General features: G+C 48.3%; 18 protein-coding genes and 1 other annotated feature. Of the genes, 2 read left to right on the top strand and 16 right to left on the bottom strand.

Annotated elements, in window-relative coordinates; all coding sequences use genetic code 11:
• Positions 1 to 67: 67 nt before the first annotated feature.
• The 3 genes from DHAF_RS21560 to DHAF_RS21570 are packed head-to-tail and all read right to left on the bottom strand — an operon-like array spanning position 68 to position 4,971.
• Complete coding sequence (locus DHAF_RS21560) at positions 68 to 2,686, bottom strand: ComEC/Rec2 family competence protein (RefSeq protein WP_015945166.1); 2,619 nt, start codon at positions 2,684 to 2,686, stop codon at positions 68 to 70.
• Positions 2,683 to 3,336 (bottom strand): ComEA family DNA-binding protein, encoded by a 654-nt coding sequence (locus tag DHAF_RS21565; protein WP_005816508.1) that lies wholly within the window; start codon positions 3,334 to 3,336, stop codon positions 2,683 to 2,685. The genes DHAF_RS21560 and DHAF_RS21565 overlap by 4 nt, the downstream gene beginning before the upstream one ends.
• A 36-nt stretch (positions 3,337 to 3,372) precedes the next feature.
• On the bottom strand, positions 3,373 to 4,971 hold the full coding sequence (locus tag DHAF_RS21570) for a BCCT family transporter (RefSeq protein ID WP_035214686.1): 1,599 nt from the start codon (positions 4,969 to 4,971) through the stop codon (positions 3,373 to 3,375).
• Positions 4,972 to 5,080: 109 nt separating this feature from the next.
• On the opposite strand from DHAF_RS21570, the gene DHAF_RS21575 reads away from it, so the two are divergent.
• Positions 5,081 to 6,358, top strand: a complete 1,278-nt coding sequence (locus tag DHAF_RS21575; RefSeq protein ID WP_026198760.1) for a PocR ligand-binding domain-containing protein — start codon at positions 5,081 to 5,083, stop codon at positions 6,356 to 6,358.
• Between the two features lie 20 nt (positions 6,359 to 6,378).
• The gene (locus DHAF_RS21580; protein WP_011460887.1) at positions 6,379 to 7,023 is read left to right on the top strand and encodes a corrinoid protein; all 645 of its coding nucleotides are present in this window, start codon (positions 6,379 to 6,381) and stop codon (positions 7,021 to 7,023) included.
• A 37-nt stretch (positions 7,024 to 7,060) separates the two neighbouring features.
• On the opposite strand, the gene DHAF_RS21585 is transcribed toward DHAF_RS21580, so the two are convergent.
• From DHAF_RS21585 to obgE, 13 genes are all read right to left on the bottom strand, one after another.
• Positions 7,061 to 8,896, bottom strand: coding sequence for an ASKHA domain-containing protein (locus DHAF_RS21585; RefSeq protein ID WP_015945168.1), 1,836 nt, complete (start codon positions 8,894 to 8,896; stop codon positions 7,061 to 7,063).
• 24 nt (positions 8,897 to 8,920) lie between these two features.
• Positions 8,921 to 9,589 carry a DUF1638 domain-containing protein gene (locus DHAF_RS21590; RefSeq protein WP_005816516.1) on the bottom strand — a complete coding sequence of 223 codons (669 nt, stop codon included), beginning with the start codon at positions 9,587 to 9,589 and terminating at the stop codon, positions 8,921 to 8,923.
• 83 nt (positions 9,590 to 9,672) lie between these two features.
• On the bottom strand, positions 9,673 to 11,157 hold the full coding sequence (locus tag DHAF_RS21595; protein WP_005816517.1) for a glycine betaine uptake BCCT transporter: 1,485 nt from the start codon (positions 11,155 to 11,157) through the stop codon (positions 9,673 to 9,675).
• Between the two features lie 137 nt (positions 11,158 to 11,294).
• Positions 11,295 to 11,939: a glycine betaine-specific corrinoid protein MtgC gene (mtgC, locus tag DHAF_RS21600; RefSeq protein WP_015945169.1), complete on the bottom strand. Its 645-nt coding sequence runs from the start codon at positions 11,937 to 11,939 to the stop codon at positions 11,295 to 11,297.
• Between the two features lie 38 nt (positions 11,940 to 11,977).
• Positions 11,978 to 13,417, bottom strand: a complete 1,440-nt coding sequence (gene mtgB, locus DHAF_RS21605) for a glycine betaine--corrinoid protein methyltransferase (RefSeq protein ID WP_005816521.1) — start codon at positions 13,415 to 13,417, stop codon at positions 11,978 to 11,980.
• A gap of 170 nt (positions 13,418 to 13,587) precedes the next feature.
• Entirely contained in the window at positions 13,588 to 14,508 is a 921-nt protein-coding gene (gene mtgA, locus DHAF_RS21610; RefSeq protein ID WP_005816523.1) for a [methyl-Co(III) glycine betaine-specific corrinoid protein]--tetrahydrofolate methyltransferase MtgA, read from the bottom strand.
• Positions 14,509 to 14,820: 312 nt separating this feature from the next.
• Positions 14,821 to 17,304 carry a leucine--tRNA ligase gene (gene leuS / locus DHAF_RS21615; RefSeq protein WP_011460890.1) on the bottom strand — a complete coding sequence of 828 codons (2,484 nt, stop codon included), beginning with the start codon at positions 17,302 to 17,304 and terminating at the stop codon, positions 14,821 to 14,823.
• Between the two features lie 72 nt (positions 17,305 to 17,376).
• Positions 17,377 to 17,575 (bottom strand) — a binding site (T-box leader).
• 45 nt (positions 17,576 to 17,620) lie between these two features.
• Positions 17,621 to 17,959 carry a ribosome silencing factor gene (gene rsfS, locus DHAF_RS21620; RefSeq protein WP_005816526.1) on the bottom strand — a complete coding sequence of 113 codons (339 nt, stop codon included), beginning with the start codon at positions 17,957 to 17,959 and terminating at the stop codon, positions 17,621 to 17,623.
• Positions 17,946 to 18,524: a bis(5'-nucleosyl)-tetraphosphatase (symmetrical) YqeK gene (yqeK, locus tag DHAF_RS21625; RefSeq protein ID WP_015945171.1), complete on the bottom strand. Its 579-nt coding sequence runs from the start codon at positions 18,522 to 18,524 to the stop codon at positions 17,946 to 17,948. The genes rsfS and yqeK overlap by 14 nt, the downstream gene beginning before the upstream one ends.
• Before the next feature lie 226 nt (positions 18,525 to 18,750).
• Positions 18,751 to 19,002: an RNA recognition motif domain-containing protein gene (locus DHAF_RS21630; protein WP_015945172.1), complete on the bottom strand. Its 252-nt coding sequence runs from the start codon at positions 19,000 to 19,002 to the stop codon at positions 18,751 to 18,753.
• Positions 19,003 to 19,116: 114 nt separating this feature from the next.
• Positions 19,117 to 19,740: a nicotinate-nucleotide adenylyltransferase gene (gene nadD, locus DHAF_RS21635; protein ID WP_005816533.1), complete on the bottom strand. Its 624-nt coding sequence runs from the start codon at positions 19,738 to 19,740 to the stop codon at positions 19,117 to 19,119.
• Positions 19,741 to 19,810: 70 nt separating this feature from the next.
• Positions 19,811 to 20,104, bottom strand: a complete 294-nt coding sequence (yhbY, locus tag DHAF_RS21640) for a ribosome assembly RNA-binding protein YhbY (protein ID WP_005816535.1) — start codon at positions 20,102 to 20,104, stop codon at positions 19,811 to 19,813.
• Positions 20,105 to 20,140: 36 nt separating this feature from the next.
• The gene (gene obgE, locus DHAF_RS21645; protein ID WP_005816537.1) at positions 20,141 to 21,415 is read right to left on the bottom strand and encodes a GTPase ObgE; all 1,275 of its coding nucleotides are present in this window, start codon (positions 21,413 to 21,415) and stop codon (positions 20,141 to 20,143) included.
• Positions 21,416 to 21,426: the final 11 nt, after the last annotated feature.

Below are 21,426 nucleotides of genomic sequence, written 5' to 3' on the forward strand. Positions count from 1 at the left end.
GTTTTATACATTTATATGTATAATTTTTTTAAATTTAATTTTTAGCTGTGCTTTTAAAAGTGTTTCTTCAATTTATCCTACTCCTGCCGGTGATAACCTCCACAGATGTCCCATCAAGCTTTATCTGAATAGTCCCGTCCTCATCCGTTCTATAAATCGGAACCTGCCGCTCACTCCAGTACTCCAGAACTTGTGGGCTGGGATGACCAAAAGAGTTCTTCCCTACGGGAATCACCACCGCTTGGGGATTGATTTGAGCCAGCATATCCGTCATTAAAGAATAACGGCTGCCATGGTGAGGAATTTTGAACACGTCTGCTTCATAGCTCAGCCCTGAGCCATAAATTTCTTCCATCTGCTCTTCTTCCATATCTCCCGTTAAGAGCACACTTTGTCCTGCTTGGTTTTCCAAACGCAAAACAAGGCAATTATTATTCTCATCAGATTTGGTCCCCCTCAATACTTCACCAGGGGCGATCACAGTGAGCGTAATCTGGGAATCCAAAGTCAATTGATCGCCACGGGACAACCTTTCCAGGGGCATCTTTTCCAGCATCTTGATAAGCTCCCGGTCCGGCCCGCCTTCTCCCCAACCATTCTGAGAACTATCTTCCGCCTGGCCCTCCCCAAAGGAGTCATAGCTCAGCCAGTCCAACCCATCCTCAGGAATCCCGACCCAGCCCACGGGGATAGTCTCAAGAATTGCCCCGGCCCCACCTACGTGATCCCCATGGGGATGGGTCAGAATAAGGGCATCCAGGCGCTTGATCCCTCGCTGCAGGAGATAAGGCACAATAACCCGCTCTCCTGCGTCAAAGGTACTGGTCTTAGGCCCTGTATCCACCATAATCCGGATTTCTTCAGGCGTCTCAATGAGAATGCAATCCCCCTGCCCCACATCAATGAAAGTCACTTGAAGAACACCCGGTGCATGCCAGGGACTCCATAAGAAAAGCAGCAGGAGAACCACGGCCAGAACTCTTTCCCCTTTAATCCCCAGCTTTGCCCACCCGGCCCAGAAACTCTCCTGGCCCTTCCTATTCCGCTTGATGAATTCTTGGCATTTTGACCACCATCTCTCACTTTGGGGCATTACCTTTTGCAGGGCTGCTCCAAGCGGCCTCATCAAAGCAACCCCTCGTATAATCCAAGGCTGGCCAACCCGGTACAAATTCCCCAGCCCCATCCTGATCATAAAGCCAACCTTTTCCTTCCCCACAAGAAGTACGAGAAACCAGCCATACCAACATACCCAAAAGAGAGGTCCGGGATTCACCACCCAAACATCCGCCCAGGGAATCCGGGCCAGCTGCATAAGAAATTCACTTACCCCAGTTAAAAGCCAAAGGCTGACCTGAAATAAGGGCAGGGCAATCTGAGGAATGAAGGAGAGAAAAACAGCGAGAATTCCCAGTTCAAAAATACTTCCCAATACAAACAAGGCCAACAGATTGGCCAGAACTCCGATAATGGATAAGCGGTGAAAGGCGCTTATCATCAGAGGCAGGGTAGCAGCCTGAGCGGCACAGGTCATAGAAAAAGCACTCTTAATCGACTTGGGCCAATCCCTGACCCATGGCATTTTCTTCAGGTCAGCACTTAAGACAAGTATTCCCCAGGTGGCCATAAAGGAAAGTTGAAACCCTATATCTTTAAGAATTAATGGCTGCCACATAAAGAGCAGGAAGGCAGCAAGCAAGAGGCTCCTGCAACTATTTCCTCTTCCAGCTTCTCTCCCCTTCCCCAATCTTCCTAATAAAACAAAGACCGCCATGATCGTTGCCCGCAGAATCGGCGGATTACCTCCACAGAGCAGGGCATAAAAAACCATGAGGGCAAGGGTTATTCCCAACCGCCACAAACGGGGCAGAAAAAACAAAAAGTTCCAGCAAAGGAGCAGGAGAAAGGCCACATTGGAACCGGATGCCGAAAAGACATGATAGACTCCTGTAATCCGATAACTTTCCAAGGCTTCCTCCGGTATCCTGCTTGTATCCCCGAACAAAATTCCTTCCAGCAGGCTGGTCTGGGCTTGAGGATAGTCTACCAAGAGCTTCTGCACATGATTCCGAACCCGCCAGCTTAAGCCAGCAGTGCCGGTCCTCAGTATCTCTACCTCACCTTGGGCTGTAATCCATCCCGAAAGGCCACGGACAGCGTTATACAGGGGATAATCAAACTGACCCTGAGTTCCCGGAGGCTTGGGCTGCTCGATCTTGGCCGTAAATGCCAGCGTATCTCCCGGTCGGACAAGATCCCACCCCGCCGGAAGATTTCCCTCAGCATCAAAATAAACCCGCAGACGGTATTTTTTCTTAAAAAAGTCCCCGGGTTCCGGAACATCGACAGGTCCCAGAATTTCGAATAATCCCACCGCTCCCTCTTCATGAAGAGACCAATCCTGCAACTTACCCGCAACCTGAACATGGCTCACAGTAAGGGGCGGAGCCAATGCCAGTTTTCCCGTCTGTCCAAATCCAAATCCCACCAGAATACTGGCACAGAGGATGAGGATTTCAGGCCGTAACTCAGGGCCGAAGAAATCCCGGGGTCTCCAGAAGAGGATGCGCAGCAGCACCCATAGAAAAATCCCCAGAACAATCCACCACATGGGTTCTGGGGTGTAAACTCCTATCAGACCACCCATAAGCAAGGCGGTTAAGCGTCTAATCCAGGGATCCCTCATGGCCCCACCGTGACCATATCAGCCATCTTGGCATAGGTCTTATTCCCAATACCGGAAACCTTTTTCAAATCCTCAGGCTGAAGAAAAAGACCATGCTCCATCCGATATTGAATAATCCGTTCAGCAAGCGCAGGTCCAATCCCCGGCAGCTTATCCAATTCGGCGGCATCGGCTGTATTGATATTGATTAAATTAGAGGAGCGTGATGGGGCAGCTGCACCCAGGTTAGGGGTGACTGTGGCTGTCTGCCCCTGGGACTCTCCCTGGGACCCGGCGGCTGCCAGAGCAGGCTGAGGTTGCGGTTGCGGCACCGGCTTATATGGCACAATGATCTTCTGGCCGTCCTTTAGCTTCTCCGCAGGGTTAATCTGATCGATGTTCGCTTCAGGCAAAGGGCCAACCTGCTGCAAAGCGTCATGTAAACGGGCATTCACCGGCAAATGAACCAACCCGGGCTTTTCCACCGCCCCGGACACGTAAACGATGATTTCCCGATTTTCAACCGCCTTCTCCACCATTATGGCCGAATTGTGAGGCAGGATAAATTTCCAGACCGCTGCCACGATCAAAAGACCTAAGACTCCCCACCAAAAGTAACGGATCTTGCGCTCCAACAAAATCACCCCATAATCCTCAGAGTTACTCATCATCCCCTAAACAATATGGGGTTTTCTCCACATTTCCCTTCAATTCCTCTCTCGAATTCCAACAAGGTTTGTCGATTTTTCCCTTCTTAACGTTTTAATAATACTGTAGCAAATGGCAAACATAATGAACAAGAAGGGAAATCCACCCAGGATCGAGGCCATTTGCAGGGCATCCAACCCTCCATCCCCAAGCATCAGCAGCAGCCCCGCAGCAGCTCCCATTGCTATTCCCCAAAACAGCTTTAAGGGAATCCTGGGGTTTTCGTTCCCACCGCTGGAGAGCATACCCAGGACGATTGTGCAGGAATCAGCAGATACGACAAAGAAGGTAAAGATGACAAAGATCAATATGAGTGAAGTGATCTCCCGGAAGGGAAACTGTTCAAACAAGACGAATACCGCACTGGAAATATCCACATTAATAGCATTGGCCAAAATACCCTGGGACACTTGATTAAGTTCAAAGCTCAACGAAGTCCCTCCGAAAATGCCAAAAAAGATCATATCCAGAAGAGTTGGAGCGATCAAAGCGCCTAAGACGAATTCTTTGATCGTACGCCCTTTCGAAATCTTGGCGATGAACATGCCGACAAAGGGGGCCCAGGCAATCCACCAAGCCCAATAAAATATTGTCCAGCTGCCCAGCCAGCCGCTCTGTTCTATGGGATCCGTCCAGAGACTCATGGCAAAAAAGTTCTGAATATAAACCCCTGTACTGTTGACAAACATATCCATAATAAATTTCGTGGGACCGAACAAAAAGACAAAGAGCAGCAAGCCCCCGGTGGCGATTAAACTCAGATCCGAACCTATTTTTATTCCTTTCAGATTAGGAGTACAAGCCGAAATCAGATAACAGATAATGACGATGGCCAATATCCCTAAAAGCAGGGGAATACCTTGAGGAATGCCATAATTATAAGTAACTCCAGCCGCCAACTGCTTAGTACCCAGGCCGATGGTGGTTGTCATACCAAAAAGCGACGCCCAAAGGGTAATAATATCAATCAATTTGCCGATAGGGCCATAGATTCTATCCCCTAATAGTGGATAAAAGCAGCTGCTCAAGAGCATCGGCATCTTATTGCGGAAAATAATGACCCCCATGGCCAGCCCGATGAGAACAAAGGAAGCCCAGGCACTGAGTCCCCAATGAAAAAAGGAGATAGCTAAGGACCATTCCGCTGATTGAGATGGGCTAAGGGCATTGACATAAGCCGGAGGGTTGAGAAAATGATTAATGGGTTCGGCAATGGACCAGAATACCAACCCTACTCCCATGCCACAACCGAAAAGCATGGCAAACCAGGAGAAGGTGCTGTATTCCGGTAAGGTATCCTGGCCTCCCAGTTTGATATCGCCATAGCGGCTGAAGGCTAAGTAAAGGCAAAAAAGCAGGAAAAAAAGAATCCCCACAATGAACAACCAGCCCCACTGCTGAATGATGTAGTCAAGAATGGTATTCGACACATGGCTCAGACCTTCAGAATCAACCACACCCCAAAGGAGAAAACCCACCGCTAACAGAGCTGAAATGATAAATACATAGGGATCAATATTCCCCAACAGGGCCCAATTCACGGTTTTAGGCTGCCTGTTGAGAACTTTACTGTTCTTGGAATTTGTATCGGTTTCCATATCCATTCTCCCCTCTATCTCTGGATTTTTCTCTTGGTTTGGCCTATAGTATGTTATAGGCACCTGTTATCATTCTATTTTGAAATTTCAAGGAACATAGGTGATGGTGATGAATCGGTCAAGTCTGGATGGCTTCTTTGATCCTTCTTACCTGGAAAATATATTAGGTAATTTTACACAGGCCACAGGCCTTAGAATCGAGGCCGTCAACTATCGCGGCGAGACCTTTTCCATTCCGGGAAGTTTGGACAGGTCCCCTTTCTGTCAATGCATCCGCAACAATCCTCAGGGCAATAAACGCTGTATTGATTCTTATAAACGGGCCACCAGCGAAGCCGTCAAATGGGATGAACCCTATTTCTTCCGCTGCCATGCAGGCCTTGTGATCTGGGCTGTTCCCATCCTCAGCAAAGACATTACTTTGGGAAGCATTATCTGTGGCCAGGTTCTCCTCTGGAAGCCGGATCGCTTTTTTATTCAGGAATTACAGGATATCAGCAAGGGGCTTAAAATCGACCCGGAAGAATTAAATCAAGCTGTTCCCAATCTCTCCATCATATCCGCCGACCAGGCCCAGGCTGCCGCTAATCTTCTCTTTGTGGTGGTCAGCCATATCCTTAAAAACAATCTGCGGGCCTTAGAAGAAGAGAAAGCCTACAAGGTCTTACAGCAACAGCTCCATGATCAAATACTCAAACGCAAAAAGGGTCCCCGGAGAACGGATATCTCTTATGAATCCATCTTAAAAGATGAAAGGAGATTTCTTCAATACATTCGGCTTGGGGATAAATCAAGAGCCTTTGCTACCTTGGAAAACTTAATCATCAAAATCTATACGAAATCCACCGGTGAGCCCCAATTAGCCAAAGACAGAATCGTTGAGTTGGCTGCTTTAACATCCCGGGCCGCCGTGGAGGGGGGTTCCGACGCGGAACAAGCCGTAACCATTCTCAGTTCATTCTACAAAAAACTGGAGAATATGGAGCGGGTCGAGGAGATCATCTACTTCATTAAGCAGATTGTTGATGAATTTCTGGAAAACATCTTTATCTTAGCTGATAAAAAACACTTAAGCCTGGTCAAGGATGCCCGCTCCTTCATTCTTCATAATCATGCCCAGCCTTTAACGATTGCGGATGCAGCCCAACACCTCTTTATCAGCCCTTCTCACCTTTCTAGACTTTTTCGTCAGCAATTGGATTGTACATTTAATGATTACTTAACCCGTGTCCGGGTGGAGAAAGCCGTGGAACTCTTGAAGAAACCCGAATTCAGTGTCAAAGATGTGGCATTGGCCGTCGGTTTTCAAAACCAGAGCCATTTTGCCAAAGTCTTCCGCAAATATATCGGAGTTACGCCTTTAGTCTATAGAAACAGCCTATTTTAAGGGATGAAAGGAAGTAAACAATGATCCTTAATCAATTGAAGGATTCCATCTTAGAAGGAGAAGCTGAAGCAACTTATGATTTAACTCATAAAGCTTTATCTATGGGCTACCCGGCCCAAGTCATCCTGGAAAAAGGCCTGATCGCCGGTATGAACGAGATCGCGGATAAGTTTCGTGAGCGCAATGTGATCATCCCCGAAGTTCTCATGGCGACCCGTTCCATGCATGCCGGGCTCAGTCTGTTGGAGCCCCATCTCATTTCCAGCAGCCCCAATAAGCCTGGCAAAGTCATCGTCGGGACTGTGGCGGGAGATTTGCACGATATCGGCAAGACTCTGGTCAAAACCATGGTCATGTCCCTCCGCATTAAAGTCATTGATCTTGGGGTTGATGTCACCCCCAAAAAATTTGCCGATGCTGTCCGCAAGGAAAAACCTGAGATCCTGATGATTTCTGCCCTGCTGACCACGACGATGGGGGTCATGAAGAGCATCATCAAGGAGGTGCGGCAGCAAAGTCCCAGTGTCAAGATCTTTGTTGGCGGCGCACCGGTTACTGAAGAATTTGCCAGTGAAATTGCTGCAGACTATTATTTTGAAAATGCCTTCGAGATAAGAGATTATCTCAAGGAAAATTATGATAAACTCTTCCTCCGCAAAGACTAAAGAAGCCCTGGCTCGCTCCAAAGACAAGGTTATCCCTTTAGTCTGTTGGCTCCAAATACATACTTCTCATAAAAAAATTCGTAAAGGTTTTGTCCCCGCCCAGTTCGATATGTTGAATCCGGCGGGCGAGCTCTGCCCCCTCGGCAAAGGTCCCCTGATTGAGAAGGGTGCGAATGGCTCCCAGGTGGGCTGCATTGCCTGCCATCTTAATCTTCTCCGGATCCGTATGGGGCGTCAGCCCAATGCTGAGGATGGACTCCTTCTTAAGATAGGTGGCAAAGGTTCCCGCCATGACGATGGAATCCAAATCCCGGAGCGAAATGCCGGCCAGGCTGACCAGGGTTTTGATCCCGGCACATACTGCACCTTTAGCCAGTTGTAAGGCTTCGATATCTCTTTGACCTAAAGAGATATCTTTTTTATGCTGCCGGCCAAAAGCAAACACAAATTCCCAATAATCCTCTTTCTTGCGTATCCGCGACTTTAACTCATCGGATAAGCTGCAATCCTTATGATCAGGATCAACGAAAGCTCCTTTTCTATTGATGATACCGGCTTGGCGCATTTGGGCGATGCCATCGATCAAACCTGAACCACAAATTCCGAGGGCTTCTTCATCCCCGATGACCCGGAGCTCCACACCCTCTTCGTGGATTCGTATCCCTTCAATAGCACCGGGCTTTGCTCTCATGCCATGGAAAATGCCCGCCCCTTCAAAAGCCGGACCTGCTGCGGTAGAACAAGCCAGCATCATTTTTTCGGTTTTGAGAACCAATTCGCAATTAGTGCCTAAATCAAGCAGAAGATGATTTCCCTGAGTCAGTACTTCAGGCGCACCAAGGAGGGCTCCCACCGTATCCCCGCCCACAAAGCTCCCAATGTTAGGCAGTATCTGAACGACAGCTTCCGGATTGCTCCCCAGACCCAACTCCTTGGCGGAAAATTCGAGGGCCTGATTATACACTGAAACATAAGGTGACACAGCAAGATTGGATACATCGAGCCCCAAAAAGAGATGACTCATGGTTGTGTTGGCAACAATCGTCATTTTATAGATGGAGTTACGGACGATCTCATGCTGGAGTACCAGCTCATCGATTAGGGTGTTAATGGTACTGCGGACTGCTGCGGTAAGCTGAAGGCGGTTTTTCAGCCCTTCCCCGGCATAGGCTATTCTGGAAATAACATCGCCGCCAAAGGCTGTTTGCCCATTTTCAGCAGATACACTTCCCAGAACTTCCCCTGTCTTCAAATCGATCAGGGCCACGGCGACACTGGTGGTACCGATGTCGACAGCCAGCCCATGCAAAGCCGTATCATGTCCCGGTTGAACATCAATCACCCTATTCTGCCAGGTGACCGCAGTGATTCGATAGTCTAGTTTCCGCAGAGTCCCGGGAAGTCTCTCCAGAACTCCCAGAGAGGGAAGAGCTAACCCCTGCTCCGACATCACCTTTCTATATTCATCAATAATTCTATCCCAATCCCCACGTTCATCTTCCAGACTGGGCTGCGGTATGGTCAGGGAAATCCCGCTCAATCCGGAATCCAAAGCAACTTGGTCATCCCTGCGCAGCACCGTGTTCTTGCGATCGAAGGAATTGGACAGAGTCACATCGATTTCCATCCCTTTTTGAGGCTTGACCTGACAAGCAAGGCGGACGCCCTCCTCAAGCTCCTCGACGGATAAATATCTTAAATCGGCAGAAGTTGCTTCAGGCACCCCTTGCCTAAAGCGGACCTTACACTTTCCACAGGTTCCTTTGCCATTGCATATATTATCGATCCCGATGCGGTTTTCAATTAAATTAAGCAATAAATTTTTACTGTCCTCTATCTTTACCTCTCCGTAATGCTTTATCCTGATGATCACCGTTCTCCCTCCCCTGCTTTATGTCTACGTCGGCTCACCTTCGGCAAAATGTTTCAGGGTCACAGGCTGACCTGGCTCAATGAACACCACATCCTCCAGCTTTTCTCCCCGAACCAAGGCGTTGAGCAGGCCGGCATCGCCTTCCATCTCCTCGATCTCCCAGCCGAAGAAATCAGCTATTTTCTGCAGCTTACCGTAATAGGAATCCGGCATTTCCATACCCACCGATTTAATCAGCATGGCTTTATTGTAGTGTCCGTAAAGGGCTTGGATGATCTTCCCGGCCTTTTTCTCACCATACTTTTCCACATATTCAAGGTACTCGTCATAGGGAGTACGGCCATAGTCCAGCCACCCCTGGCTGAAGAAATAGGTTCTGGTATTTTTGCAGAAAAGCTCCAGATAGCGGGCATTGGAACCCATCAACAGACCGATGCAATCATGGGTAGTCGGTATCAGCATGGGAACGGCCGGCGAAACTAAGTCCACCAAAGTATTGGAGCAACGGCCGTAGGTCAGGACAATCAGATCATAATCCTGGCTGGCATCAATGATCTCTTGAATTTTTTTATGGAGTTCCGCCGGTAGGGCATGATAATTAAAATCAAGAAATTCACAGTCCATTAATCCATCATTCTTTAAGGCTTTGACCTCGTTCATTGTGGAATGACAACCGATCAGTTTAATTTTCATAGTGATTCTCCTGATGAGGTAAAACACCCAGATGCAAAATCTGAGTGTTTTACCCGTGGTTTAAGTTCTGTTACCCAGGAGCATTAGGGATGATCGCTCCTGAGAGCTTTAAGAATACTATAACACATAACCAGCATGATCAGCATAAAAGGAAAGGCCGAAGCAATCGAGGCAGTCTGAAGGGCTTTCAGGGCAGCCGTACCGCCCACAACAATGAGCACAATGGTCATAGCTCCTTGCATAATCCCCCAGAAGCTGCGCAGTTTCTTGCTGGGATCCATATCTCCATTGGAGGTCAGCATAGCCAGAACGTAGGTAGCTGAGTCGGCAGCACCCACAAAGCAAGTCACGATCAGCAGGATGGCCAAAGGACCGGTTATGGCGTAGAGAGGCATCTGCTGCAGCAGGGCAAACAAAGCCGTGGTGTAATCAGCATTGACAGCATTTTGAATAAATCCTCCGGAAATCTGGTCCAGGTTAAAGGCTGCTCCGCCGTAGATAGCCAGCCAAATAAAGGAGAAGCCGACCGGCAGCAGGGTTACGGCAAAGACAAACTCCCGAATGGTCCGCCCCTTCGACACCCGTGCCACAAACTGACCGACAAAGGGAGCCCAGGCGATCCACCATGCCCAGTAGAAGATGGTCCAGCCGCCTACCCAGCTTTCATTGGCCATCCAGAAGGTTTGGCCGACAAAATTCTGCAGATAATCGCCCAAACTTTGGGTAAAGGTATTGAGGATAAAGACTTTGCCGCCAAAGTAGAAGATAAAAACCATAAATGCAACGGATAACCAAACTTTTACATTAGCAATCGACTGCATGGCTTTATGCAGACCGGAGACCGTGGCCAGGGTAAAGATAACTGTGATCACGGCAATGACAAGGGAAATCGTCAGAGGGCCGGCCGGAATTCCCCAGATGTACTGTATTCCTGTGGCTATCTGGCTGGAACCCAAGCCCAAACTGGTAGCAATTCCAAAAATAGTGGCGAATACAGCCAGAATATCGATGGCCTTGCCAATCGGCCCATAAATCCGATCGCCAATGAGGGGATAGAAAGCCGAGCTAATCAGGAAGGGCAGCCCTTTGCGGAATTGGAAGTAGGCCAGAGCCAAACCGGCGATAGCAAAGTTAACCCAGGCATGAATGCCCCAGTGAAAGAAGACCACCCGCATGGAAGTTTGCATAGCCTCTACGGTTCCCGGTTCTCCGAAAGGCGGACTGTTAAAATGCATGATGGGTTCGGCAACGGACCAAAAGACCAAACCAATGCCCATGCCTCCGCCGAAAAGCATGGCAAACCATTGGAAATTGCTGAATTCCGGTTTATCGTCATCGGCACCCAGCTTGATTTTCCCGTAACGGCTGATGGCTATACCAAAGACAAAGATAATAAAAATTGCAACAGCTAAAAGGTAAAGCCAACCGAAATTCGTGGTTAATAAGGCAAAGACTTTATTGACCACATTGGCCATATTTTCAGGTAAAAATACTCCCCACAGAACAAACAACAGGGCAATGGCTGAAGAAATATACAATACAGTGTTTTGCTTCTTGTCAACTCCCATATTCACTCACCTCTCCAAATTTTTCAATAATCCGAAAATTTGCTATTGAGAGAAATCAGCGGCAGGTGTGTAACCAACGCCGCTGATTACATTGTTCTAACGGATAGCGAAGCAACGAGTATTGACTCCTGCCCTCTCTATTTGCCCAAAATCTTATTAGCAAGTTCAACTGCGTCGTCTGCAGTTTCCGCCCATCCATCCGCACCGATCTCATCAGCCCATACCTGGCTGGTTGGGCCGCCGCCTACCAACACTTTATAGCTGTCTCTTAAATTCTTCTCTTTCAGATATTCGATCAGTTCTTTTTGCTTGATCATGGTGGTGGTCAGCAAGGCGCTGGCTCCGATGATATCTGCTCCTACTTCCTGAGCCTTAGCCACAAAGCCTTCCGCTTTAATGTCCGTACCAAGGTCAATTACCTTATACCCTGCCGCTGTGAACATAGCGCCCGTTATATTTTTACCGATATCGTGGATATCCCCTTCCACAGTGCCCAGGACGATTTTACCCTTGGATTCCCCTTCACTCATTCCTTTCTTGGCAATTTCCGGCTCCAGGATAGCCAAACCGACTTTCATCGCTTCAGCCGACATCATGACATCCGGTAAGAACATCTCCCCTTCTTTCCACGCTGTGCCCACAACCTCAATTCCCTTGACCAGACCCGACTGAACCGTATCCACCAAATCAAGATCTTCATCAACAGCTTTTTGGGAAAGTTCTGCTACGATATCTTCATCTCCGTCAATAATCGCTTGCTTCAGTTCATCCAATAAACTCATGATCATTCCTCCCGTTATTTTCGTTATTGCCTACTTGTTTACTCTTCGCCAACTTCCTTACCCCGCTGGGCAATGAAGGCCTGCAGTTTGGCATCGATCTCCGGATCCAGGGCGGGGGGCACATAATTGGCCAGAATCTGCTGCCAACGGGCATGAGCGCGCTGCTTCGTCTCCAGCTTCTCTTTTGCCCAGGTATCATAGGCGCTTCGGTCGCTGAGGGTAGGGGTATAGAACTCCCGCTTATGATTTTTGCGCGTATGCTTCTGGGTGAGGAAATGTCCTCCGGGCCCTACTTTCTCTATCACGTCAAAAGCCATGCCGTCTTCGTCAAAGGTATAGCCCTTCATATAATGGAGAAGCATACCGGCAATTTCATCATCCATGATGAATTTCTCATAGGACATGGCCATGAAGTATTGGAGAATTCCCGCTGTATGGAGAACAAAGTTAACACCGGTCAGATTAGCTGCCATCAACGTCATCATGGACTCATAACCGGCTTGGGCATCCACAGTCTTGGAGTCGTTCAGTCCGCCGCCGGAACGGCTGGGTACTCCATAAAAGCGGGCCAGCTGAGCGCTTGCTGAGATAAAGAGAGCGCATTCGGGACTGCCGATGGAAAGACTGCCGCTGCGCATATCGCTTAAAGCGGAAGTAGAGCCATAAATAACCGGGGTTCCTGGGTTGATGCTTTGTGCTAAAGAGATTCCGGCTAAGACCTCGGCATTCTGCAGGGACAAGGTGCCTGCCAAAGATGCGGGACCGGTCGATCCGGCCATAACCAGTGAAGCAATGATCACAGCCTGACCTGCTTCCGCATAAGCCATCAAGGCCCCCAGCATTCTTTCGTCATATTTCAGAGGAGTCAAGGAGTTAATCAAGGAGACTAAGACCGGCTTTTCTTTAATCACATCTTTGCCGCCGAAGAGGATAGCAGCTATTTCGACGGAGTCTTCCGCCCTTTCTTTTCCTTCGGCACTGCCCATGAAGCACTTATCGGAGTTTTTAATCGAACTGTACAGCATCTGCAAATGACGCACGCCATCCGGAATGTCCTGAGGTTCCGCCATGGTGCCGCCGGAAAGATGCATATTCTTGCTGGCTCCGGCCAGTTTGGCGAAATTCTCGTAATCCTGCAAGGTGGTTTTACGCCGGCTGCCATCCAATTCGTAAATGAAGGGGGCTCCATAACCAGGCATAAAGACAATATTATCGCCGCCGATAACCACATTGTTTTCAGGGTTGCGGGCATGAAGGGTAAACTCTGCCGGTGCCGATTTGAGCTTGGACTCCACAAATTCACGGGTCAAATAGACTCTCTTGCCTTCGACCTTTTGCCCCTCCCGGCGAAAAACCTCTAAAGCCGGTTCGTACTCAAACTCAATACCGATTTCTTCAAGGATCTTCATGGTGTTTTCGTGGATTTTTTGAACTTGGTCCTCGGTCAGGATATTGTACTTAGGTAACAATTGACCCACCCCTTTTTTGAAATTTTTACATCAAATCAAGTTAAGTTAAGTCAAGATAAAGAAAACCCGGCTTCGCCGAACCTTAAACCCATGCCCGCAAATGAGGCGAAGTCGCTGGTTGCGCTTATGCTTAGAAAGTATATAGCGCAAGCTTATACTTTCTGACAGTGAAATAAGGTTTAGAAAATTTTGAGCAAAGGATGCTCTGTGGTTCCCATCTTAACTCCGGTCAGCTTATTGTTATAGGCAATCATGGCATCTGTGGTTGCTATAGCACGATAAACCCAGGGAGCGTTCATCATGGGACCATAGAGAATGAAATCGGCACCCTGTGTGATCGGATAAGTGAAGACCGCAGCCCCGGCAACTTCGAAGAAGGGGGTTCCTTTGGAACGCATTTTCTTCCAGAGATAGACTGCATTGGATGGCGCACAGCCACCGGGATAGCCGAATTGCTCTTTAACCACATTGATCGCTTCCGTCGTCCAGCTATTGCTGGCCACATCCAAGACTCCCGGATCCACAAGGAATTGCTCGATACCGGCCCGTTTGGCCGCTGCAATCAACCCTTCTTTATCATCCTTGCCCTGGAGAAGATCGATGCGGGCATTGGGCTTTAACGCTTTCTTACTGAAAGCAAGGATAACGGCGGTCTTCAGCCCTGCCTCTTTGATGGCGGCCAGCTCTTCTTCGGTGTAATGCTCTTCAATGGAATTGTAGATCAGCCGTTTCTGAATCTCCGGATCCTTGCCCAAATTTTTCAGGGCTCCTACCCGCACATCCGGGCTGATACTATCCAGGAGGAATGGGGCAGTGGTATTTTCCAAAATAAATTCCACGTATTTCGTAAGGGCTTCAACAGATTCTCCCAAGACATCAATGATAAATGGATTGCCTGTTTCTGCGCTTAGTTCGGCTTCCTGATCCAGCAAAGCTTTGGCTGCATCTTTGTCGAAAATTCCCTTTTGACCATCTGAGACGATCTTATGGCCCCGATAAAAAATGCTGCCGATGAGCACTGTTGGGTATTCCCCAGGCTGACCACCAACCTTAACCCCATTGATGTCATAAACATGTTGTTGAGCAGTAAATTTGAACATTTGACTTCCTCCTATGCAAAATGTGTTTTGATCTTGTCAAAATAATGTGTTGTTTGGCCCTCCTTATTTTCCGTCTATTCTAATAATTCTGATGCATTGAATATATCAGAAATAAATCGCCTAATAAATAATGCATTTCTGCTTATTTTAACGCTATCCTATCACAATCATCAACTCGAGTTTGAAGACTAAAAAAGCTGTTGCTCAACAAACGTCACCGTTCATTTTGCAACAGCTTTATCCCACATCCGTGTCACTTAAACCGGAAAGATAGCCCAGGGTTCTTCCTTTCAGGTCTCCATAAAAGTTAACCTACTTCACAACGACATTGACCAGCTTACCCGGCACCGTTACGATCTTAAGGATCTGTTTGCCTTGAGTCCATTCCCCAAGCCTGGGCAGCTGCCGGACCTGTGCTTCCAATTCCGCCGCGGAAATCTGGGCCGGAACCTGAATCCGCTCCTTAACCTTCCCGTTGATCTGCAGGACCACAGTGACCTCTTCCTGGACCAGAGCCTCTTCATCCACTTGCGGCCACTCCCGGCTATGGATGCTGTCCTCATGGCCCAATTCACTCCAGATTTCTTCGGTAATATGGGGTGCAAAAGGCGCCAGCAGGATGAGAATGCTCTCCAAGGCTTCCCGGGCCACCGCCAAATTCACCTGGGGCTGTTCTTTGTACAGATAAAGAGCATTGACCAATTCCATAATGGCACTGACGGCTGTGTTGAAGTTGAAGCGTGCTCCCACATCCGAAGTAACTCTTTGAATGGTTTGGTGGGTTTGACGGCGCATGTCCTTGGCAGCTTTGTCCAATTCGCCAAATTCATTAGCCCCTGCCCCAGTAGTCTTTAAGACTTCTTCGTATTGAGCCGCCAGACGCCACACCCGGTTGAGGAAGCGGTAGCAACCTTCCACCCCTTGGTCGTTCCATTCCAAATCCCGCTCCGGCGGAGCTGCGAAGAGGATGAAGAGGCGGGCCGTATCGGCACCATATTTAGAAATAATTTCTTCAGGACTTACCACATTACCCTTGGATTTGGACATTTTAGCCCCGCCCAGGCAAACCATCCCCTGAGTGAGTAGGTTGGCAAAGGGCTCATCGACTTTAAGATAGCCAAAATCCCGCAGAGCCTTAGTAAAGAAACGCGAGTACAGCAAATGGAGAATAGCATGCTCTACTCCACCTACATATTGATCCACATTCATCCAGTGATCTGCAGCTTCTTTGGCGAAGGGGAGCTGAGCATTGTGGGGATCAGTATAGCGGAGGAAATACCAGGAGGAGCACATAAAAGTGTCCATAGTGTCTGTTTCACGACGGGCCTTACCGCCACAGGTGGGACAGATGGTTTGTTTAAAGCTTTCCGAGGTGGTCAGGGGATTCTCCCCCGCTTTAAAGACCACATCGTCCGGGAGCATGACAGGGAGTTGGTCCTGGGGCACAGGAACAATTCCGCAATGATCGCAATAAATCATGGGAATGGGAGCTCCCCAGTAACGCTGACGGGAAATAAGCCAGTCACGGAGGCGGAAATTCACTTTCCGTTCACCAAAGCCATCGTGCTCAGCTTTATCACACATCTTCTCCCAGGCCTCCACATTCTTGAGACCATCATACTCGCCGGAATTCACCATCATTCCCTCTTCAACGAAAGCTGCTTGAAGAGGAGTATCCTTTTCCTCCACAGGGGTTCCCTCAGGCAGGATAACGGTCTTAATGGGAAGCTTATACTTCCCGGCGAACTCAAAGTCCCTTTCATCATGGGCCGGTACGCCCATAACCGCTCCTGTTCCGTATTCAAAAAGAACATAGTTAGCGATCCAGATGGGTACTTTTTCTCCGCTATAGGGGTTAATGCAGTAGGCCCCGGTAAACAGGCCTTCTTTTTCGGTTTCGGTGGAAGTCCGGGCGATTTCATTCAGCCCCTTCATCCGTTCGATAAAGGCTTGCACGTCATTTTCGTATTCCGTACCAGCAATCAGCTTTTGCACCAAAGGGTGCTCCGGTGCCAGCACTACATAGCTCACACCAAAAATCGTATCCACCCGGGTGGTATAGACCCGAATTTTATCCCCGTGGTTCTCCAGGTCGAATTCCACTTCGGCTCCTTCAGAACGGCCAATCCAGTTTTTTTGCATGGTCTTCACTTTATCAGGCCAGCCGGGGAGCTTTTCCAGATCATCCAAAAGCACTTGAGCATAGTCCGTAATCTTAAAAAACCATTGTTCCAGATCTTTTTTGGTAACGGCGGTGTCGCAACGTTCACAAGCTCCATCCACCACCTGCTCGTTGGCAAGAACGGTGGCACAAGAAGGACACCAGTTGACGCCGGCTTTTTTCTTATACACCAAGCCATGTTTGTAAAACTCTAAAAAGATCCATTGCGTAAACTTGTAATAGTCGGGATGACAGGTCGTAACCTCCCGCTCCCAATCATAGGAGATTCCCATTTCCTGAAGCTGCCTTTTCATATTGGCGATATTTTTCCAAGTCCACTCAGCCGGCGGCGTTTGATTCTTAATGGCCGCATTTTCTGCCGGCAGCCCAAAAGAATCCCAACCGATGGGATGCAGAACATTGTAACCCCTCATCCGCTTAAAGCGAGCGATGACATCCACTATAGAATAATTCCGGACATGTCCCATATGAAGATTGCCGGAAGGGTAAGGAAACATCGCTAAAGCATAGAATTTGGGTTTATCAGAATGCTCTTCGGCTTGATAATCTTTTCTGTCCACCCATTTTTTTTGCCATTTAGGCTCAATCTCTGAAAAAAGATATTTCTCTTGCATTATAATTTTCCCCCTTAAACATTCCGAACTCCATGATCGAGATGAAATCAAGATATAAAAAACTCCCATCCCTAAAGGGACGAGAGTAACTTCCCGCGGTACCACCCAATTTCAACTGCACTTCATCGATGATAACGGCTCGCACCGGCACTCATTATGATCTGAGTACAGCTCCGGGGCGAGTGCTTACCAAAGTCTCACAGCAACTCTCACCGACCGTTGCCTCTCTGAAATGAGGTTGTTTGGGCTTATTCCCCTTCATTGCTTTTCGCAAGTTTCCTATATAATAATCCAAAATTCGGCATCATGTCAACTATCAAGAACTGATCACCGGCGCGTCTCCCCAGAGCCGCTCAAGATTATAGAATTCCCGCTGGTCCGGAGTCATCACGTGAATCACCAGATCTCCGCAATCCACAAGAACCCATTTGGCCTCCTGCAACCCTTCTACTCTTAAAATAGTCACGCCCAACTCGGGGAGCTTCTCGGAGAGGTTATCGGTGATCGCCTTAACTTGAGTGGTGGAATTTCCGGTTGTGATCAGGAAATAATCTGTGACCATGGAAATCCCTTTGAGGTCAAGCAGAATGGTCTCCCGGCCTTTTTTGTCTTCAACAAGGTTTACAGCGCCATGCAATTGCTTATCTGTCAGCAAATTTTTGCCTCCTTTTTAAATCTTCATAGGTAAGCAGTGTTTGAGGATGGATGCTCCGCTTACTTTTTCGCAAATAATTTAAAGTATGTTCAACACACATTAGTGTACCATTCTCAAGATTATCATACAAGGATTGTCGTAGTTTGTCTACATCGGGAAAAGAACGCTGAGGTTCTGTTAGATCAGCACTATAAATTAACATCTCCAGGCCCCCCATTCCCGGAGCTCCTAAAGTGTGATGAGCTATCGCCGCCAATACTTCCCGATCCTTGTAGCCATATTCACACTCCAGCCAATAAGCTGCCAGGGGACCATGTAGACTCTGAGGATTGTCTTCATCCTCAGGATAGCGAATTAAATTCCACTCTTTCGCCATAGAAATCTGTTGCGTAAAATCAATTTCTTTCTTAAGGTCATGCAGATAGGCAGCAATCTGAGCCCTCTCGCCATCCACCTGATGCTTTATGGCCAGCTCCTGAGCCCACCGGACAACTCCCAAAGTATGACTGAACCGCTTCTTTGACATGGAACTGCAAGCTAAATTGTAGGCTTCCTGAATATCCAAAATCGCCAGAACCTACTTTCCAATAAATATATGCTAAAGAAAACCCGGCTTCACCACGAAGACACTGTCTTCGCACTTGTTGCTTTAAACCCATGCTTGCCAATGAGGTGAAGTCGCCGGTTGCACTTATGCTTAGAAAGTATATAGCGCAAGCTTATACTTTCTGACAGTGCGAGAAGACCCTTCTGACCTTTTGGGCAAGAGGGTCTTCCAGAACTATGTTTTTTTACATCTGCTGTTTAGGTCTTGCCTCATTGACCGTTAAAGGCCGGCCGCCGAAATCCTTCCCATTAAGGTCTTCCGCCATACGTGCCGCATCCTCATCTTCAACCTCTACAAAACCAAAACCTCGTGAGCGCCCTGTCTCACGATCCGTAATGATACGACTGCTTATCACTTGACCATACTGGCCAAAGAAAGAGTTGAGATCTTCAGATGTAGTGTTCCAGGGTAAATTTCCGACATAAAGGGTTGCCATATTTGCTGTCACCTCTTGCTTATTGGATTCGAATTTAGTATGAGCAAAAGCTCCAGAACTATACTTACCTGATTTTGTAATCCACAAATCAAGCTGTAATGCTAAACCATAAAACTAGATCCGATACAAACCTGTTTCTTCGATATAGAGGCGAACGGATTCAGGAAGTAAATAGCGAATGGGCTTCCCCTCTTTGACCCGGGAACGTATATCGGTGGAAGATATGGCTAAAGCAGGCACATCAAAAAGATGCATATGGGGCAGAAATTCCGGATAATCCCGTTTCAATTCTTCAAGAAACTCATGAGGGTCAAATCCAGGGCGGGAAGCCCCGATGAAATGGCTGAGGGATAAAACAGACTGTACTTCTCTCCAGGTGAAAATCTCGCGAAAGGCATCTGCTCCCGTAATAAAATACAGCTCGTGCTGCGGATAGAGCTTATGCATATCCTTAAGGGTATCCACAGTATAGGAATAACCTTTACGCTGGATTTCCAGATCAGAAACTTCAAAAAAGCTGTTATCCTGAACAGCACGTTTGACCATTTCATAGCGATCCCCGGAAGAGGTTACCCTACGCCCCACTTTATGGGGAGGATTACCCGTGGGGATAAAAATCACTTTCTCCAAGGCAAATTCATGGCGGGCCATTTCAGCCGCCACCAGATGACCATAATGCAAGGGATCAAAGGTCCCTCCCATAATCCCTATTCTTTTGGGTGGAGCATTAATGTTCATAACCTTTGCTTCCTCGACTGCTTACTGCTTCTATACCTAGTATAGCACCTTATCCTCTGGGAAGATAAGGCTATCGCGGCAAATCGATCATGGGCTTCTTCTTCGACTCGCGATAGAGCAGAAAATTTCTCCCAATGACCTGAACCAACTCCGCAGAGGTGCGTTCCGCCAATTCTGCGGCTGCGCTTTGTACATCTTCCATGCTGTTAGGGAGCACTCTCCCTTTAATCAATTCCCGGGCTTCCAGAGTCTCATCGGTTTGTGCTATGACAGCCTCTGTGACTCCTCCTTTACCAATCTGTAAGATGGGATCCATCTCATTGCCCAGGGAGCGTAAAAAACCTTTTTGTTTTCCGGTTAACACCGCAAAACCTCCTAACTCACATTATCTTATCTTTGCTTACTCTTCCCACTCGAACTCGATCCCGGCGATCCGAACCTTATCTCCCACTTTTATACCTTCATCCAGCAAAGCGCGTTCAATTCCCATCGCCTTGAGGATATTCTGGAAGCGATAAAGCCCGTCCTCCCGATCGAACATGGTCATCTGCACATGTTTTTCAACTTCCTTACCGGAGACAACAAAGAAATCCCCTTCACGGGTCAGTTCAAAGCGATGCGGAGCTGACGCCTGAGTCAGTTTATGCTGTTCCTCATCCCGCACAAAGATCTGGGGTGCAGGAATTTCCGGCAACGCTTTCGCGGCAGCATAAACCAATTCCTTCAGCCCTTCTCCTGTAGCTGCAGATACCGGAAAAATACGGTAGTCTTCCCCCAGCTTCTCTGTCAAGCGCTGCAGATTTTCCTCCGCACCGGGAATATCCATTTTATTGGCCACGATCAAGATCGGGCGGTTAGCCAGCTCCTGACTATATTGGCGAAGCTCTTCCGCAATGATTTGAAAATCTTCCAGGGGATCCCGCTCCTCAGAGCCTGCAATATCCAGGACATGAAGAATCAGACGGGTTCTTTCCGTATGTCTGAGAAATTCATGACCCAGTCCGGCTCCGGTGTGAGCCCCTTCAATCAGCCCGGGGATATCCGCCACCACGAAACTTTCCCCATCCTCCAGCTCAACTACCCCAAGATTGGGCACCAGCGTAGTAAAATGATAATCCGCAATCTTGGGTTTAGCCGCCGAGATTCGGGAAATGATCGTCGACTTGCCTACATTGGGAAATCCCACCAGTCCTACATCGGCCAAAAGCTTCAGCTCCAGAAGGAGGTTCCGTTCCTCTCCCGGTTCGCCGTTTTCCGCTACAGTGGGGGCTTTATTGGTATTGCTCATAAAACGAGCATTACCGCGGCCGCCTCTGCCGCCATTGGCAACGACAACTTTTTGCCCATGCTCAATCAAGTCGGCGAGGATTTCCCCTGTATCCGCATCTTTAACAACGGTGCCTACAGGAATGCGGACGCTCATATCCTCCCCGCTCTTCCCGTGCATATTCTTTCCCTGTCCATGTTCCCCGCGATCAGCCTTGTAATGGCGTTTATAACGGAAATCCACCAATGTCCTGAGTCCTTCATCGGCGATAAAGATGACCTTGCCGCCCCGCCCCCCGTCGCCACCGCTGGGGCCACCCTCAGGAACGTATTTTTCACGGCGAAACGCCACAGCCCCGGCTCCGCCGTCTCCACCTTTAACATAGATTTTTGCCTGATCGTAAAACATGCACTATCCCC

The sequence above is a fragment of the Desulfitobacterium hafniense DCB-2 genome, assembly GCF_000021925.1.
In the GTDB taxonomy this organism is placed as follows: Bacteria; Bacillota; Desulfitobacteriia; order Desulfitobacteriales; family Desulfitobacteriaceae; genus Desulfitobacterium; species Desulfitobacterium hafniense.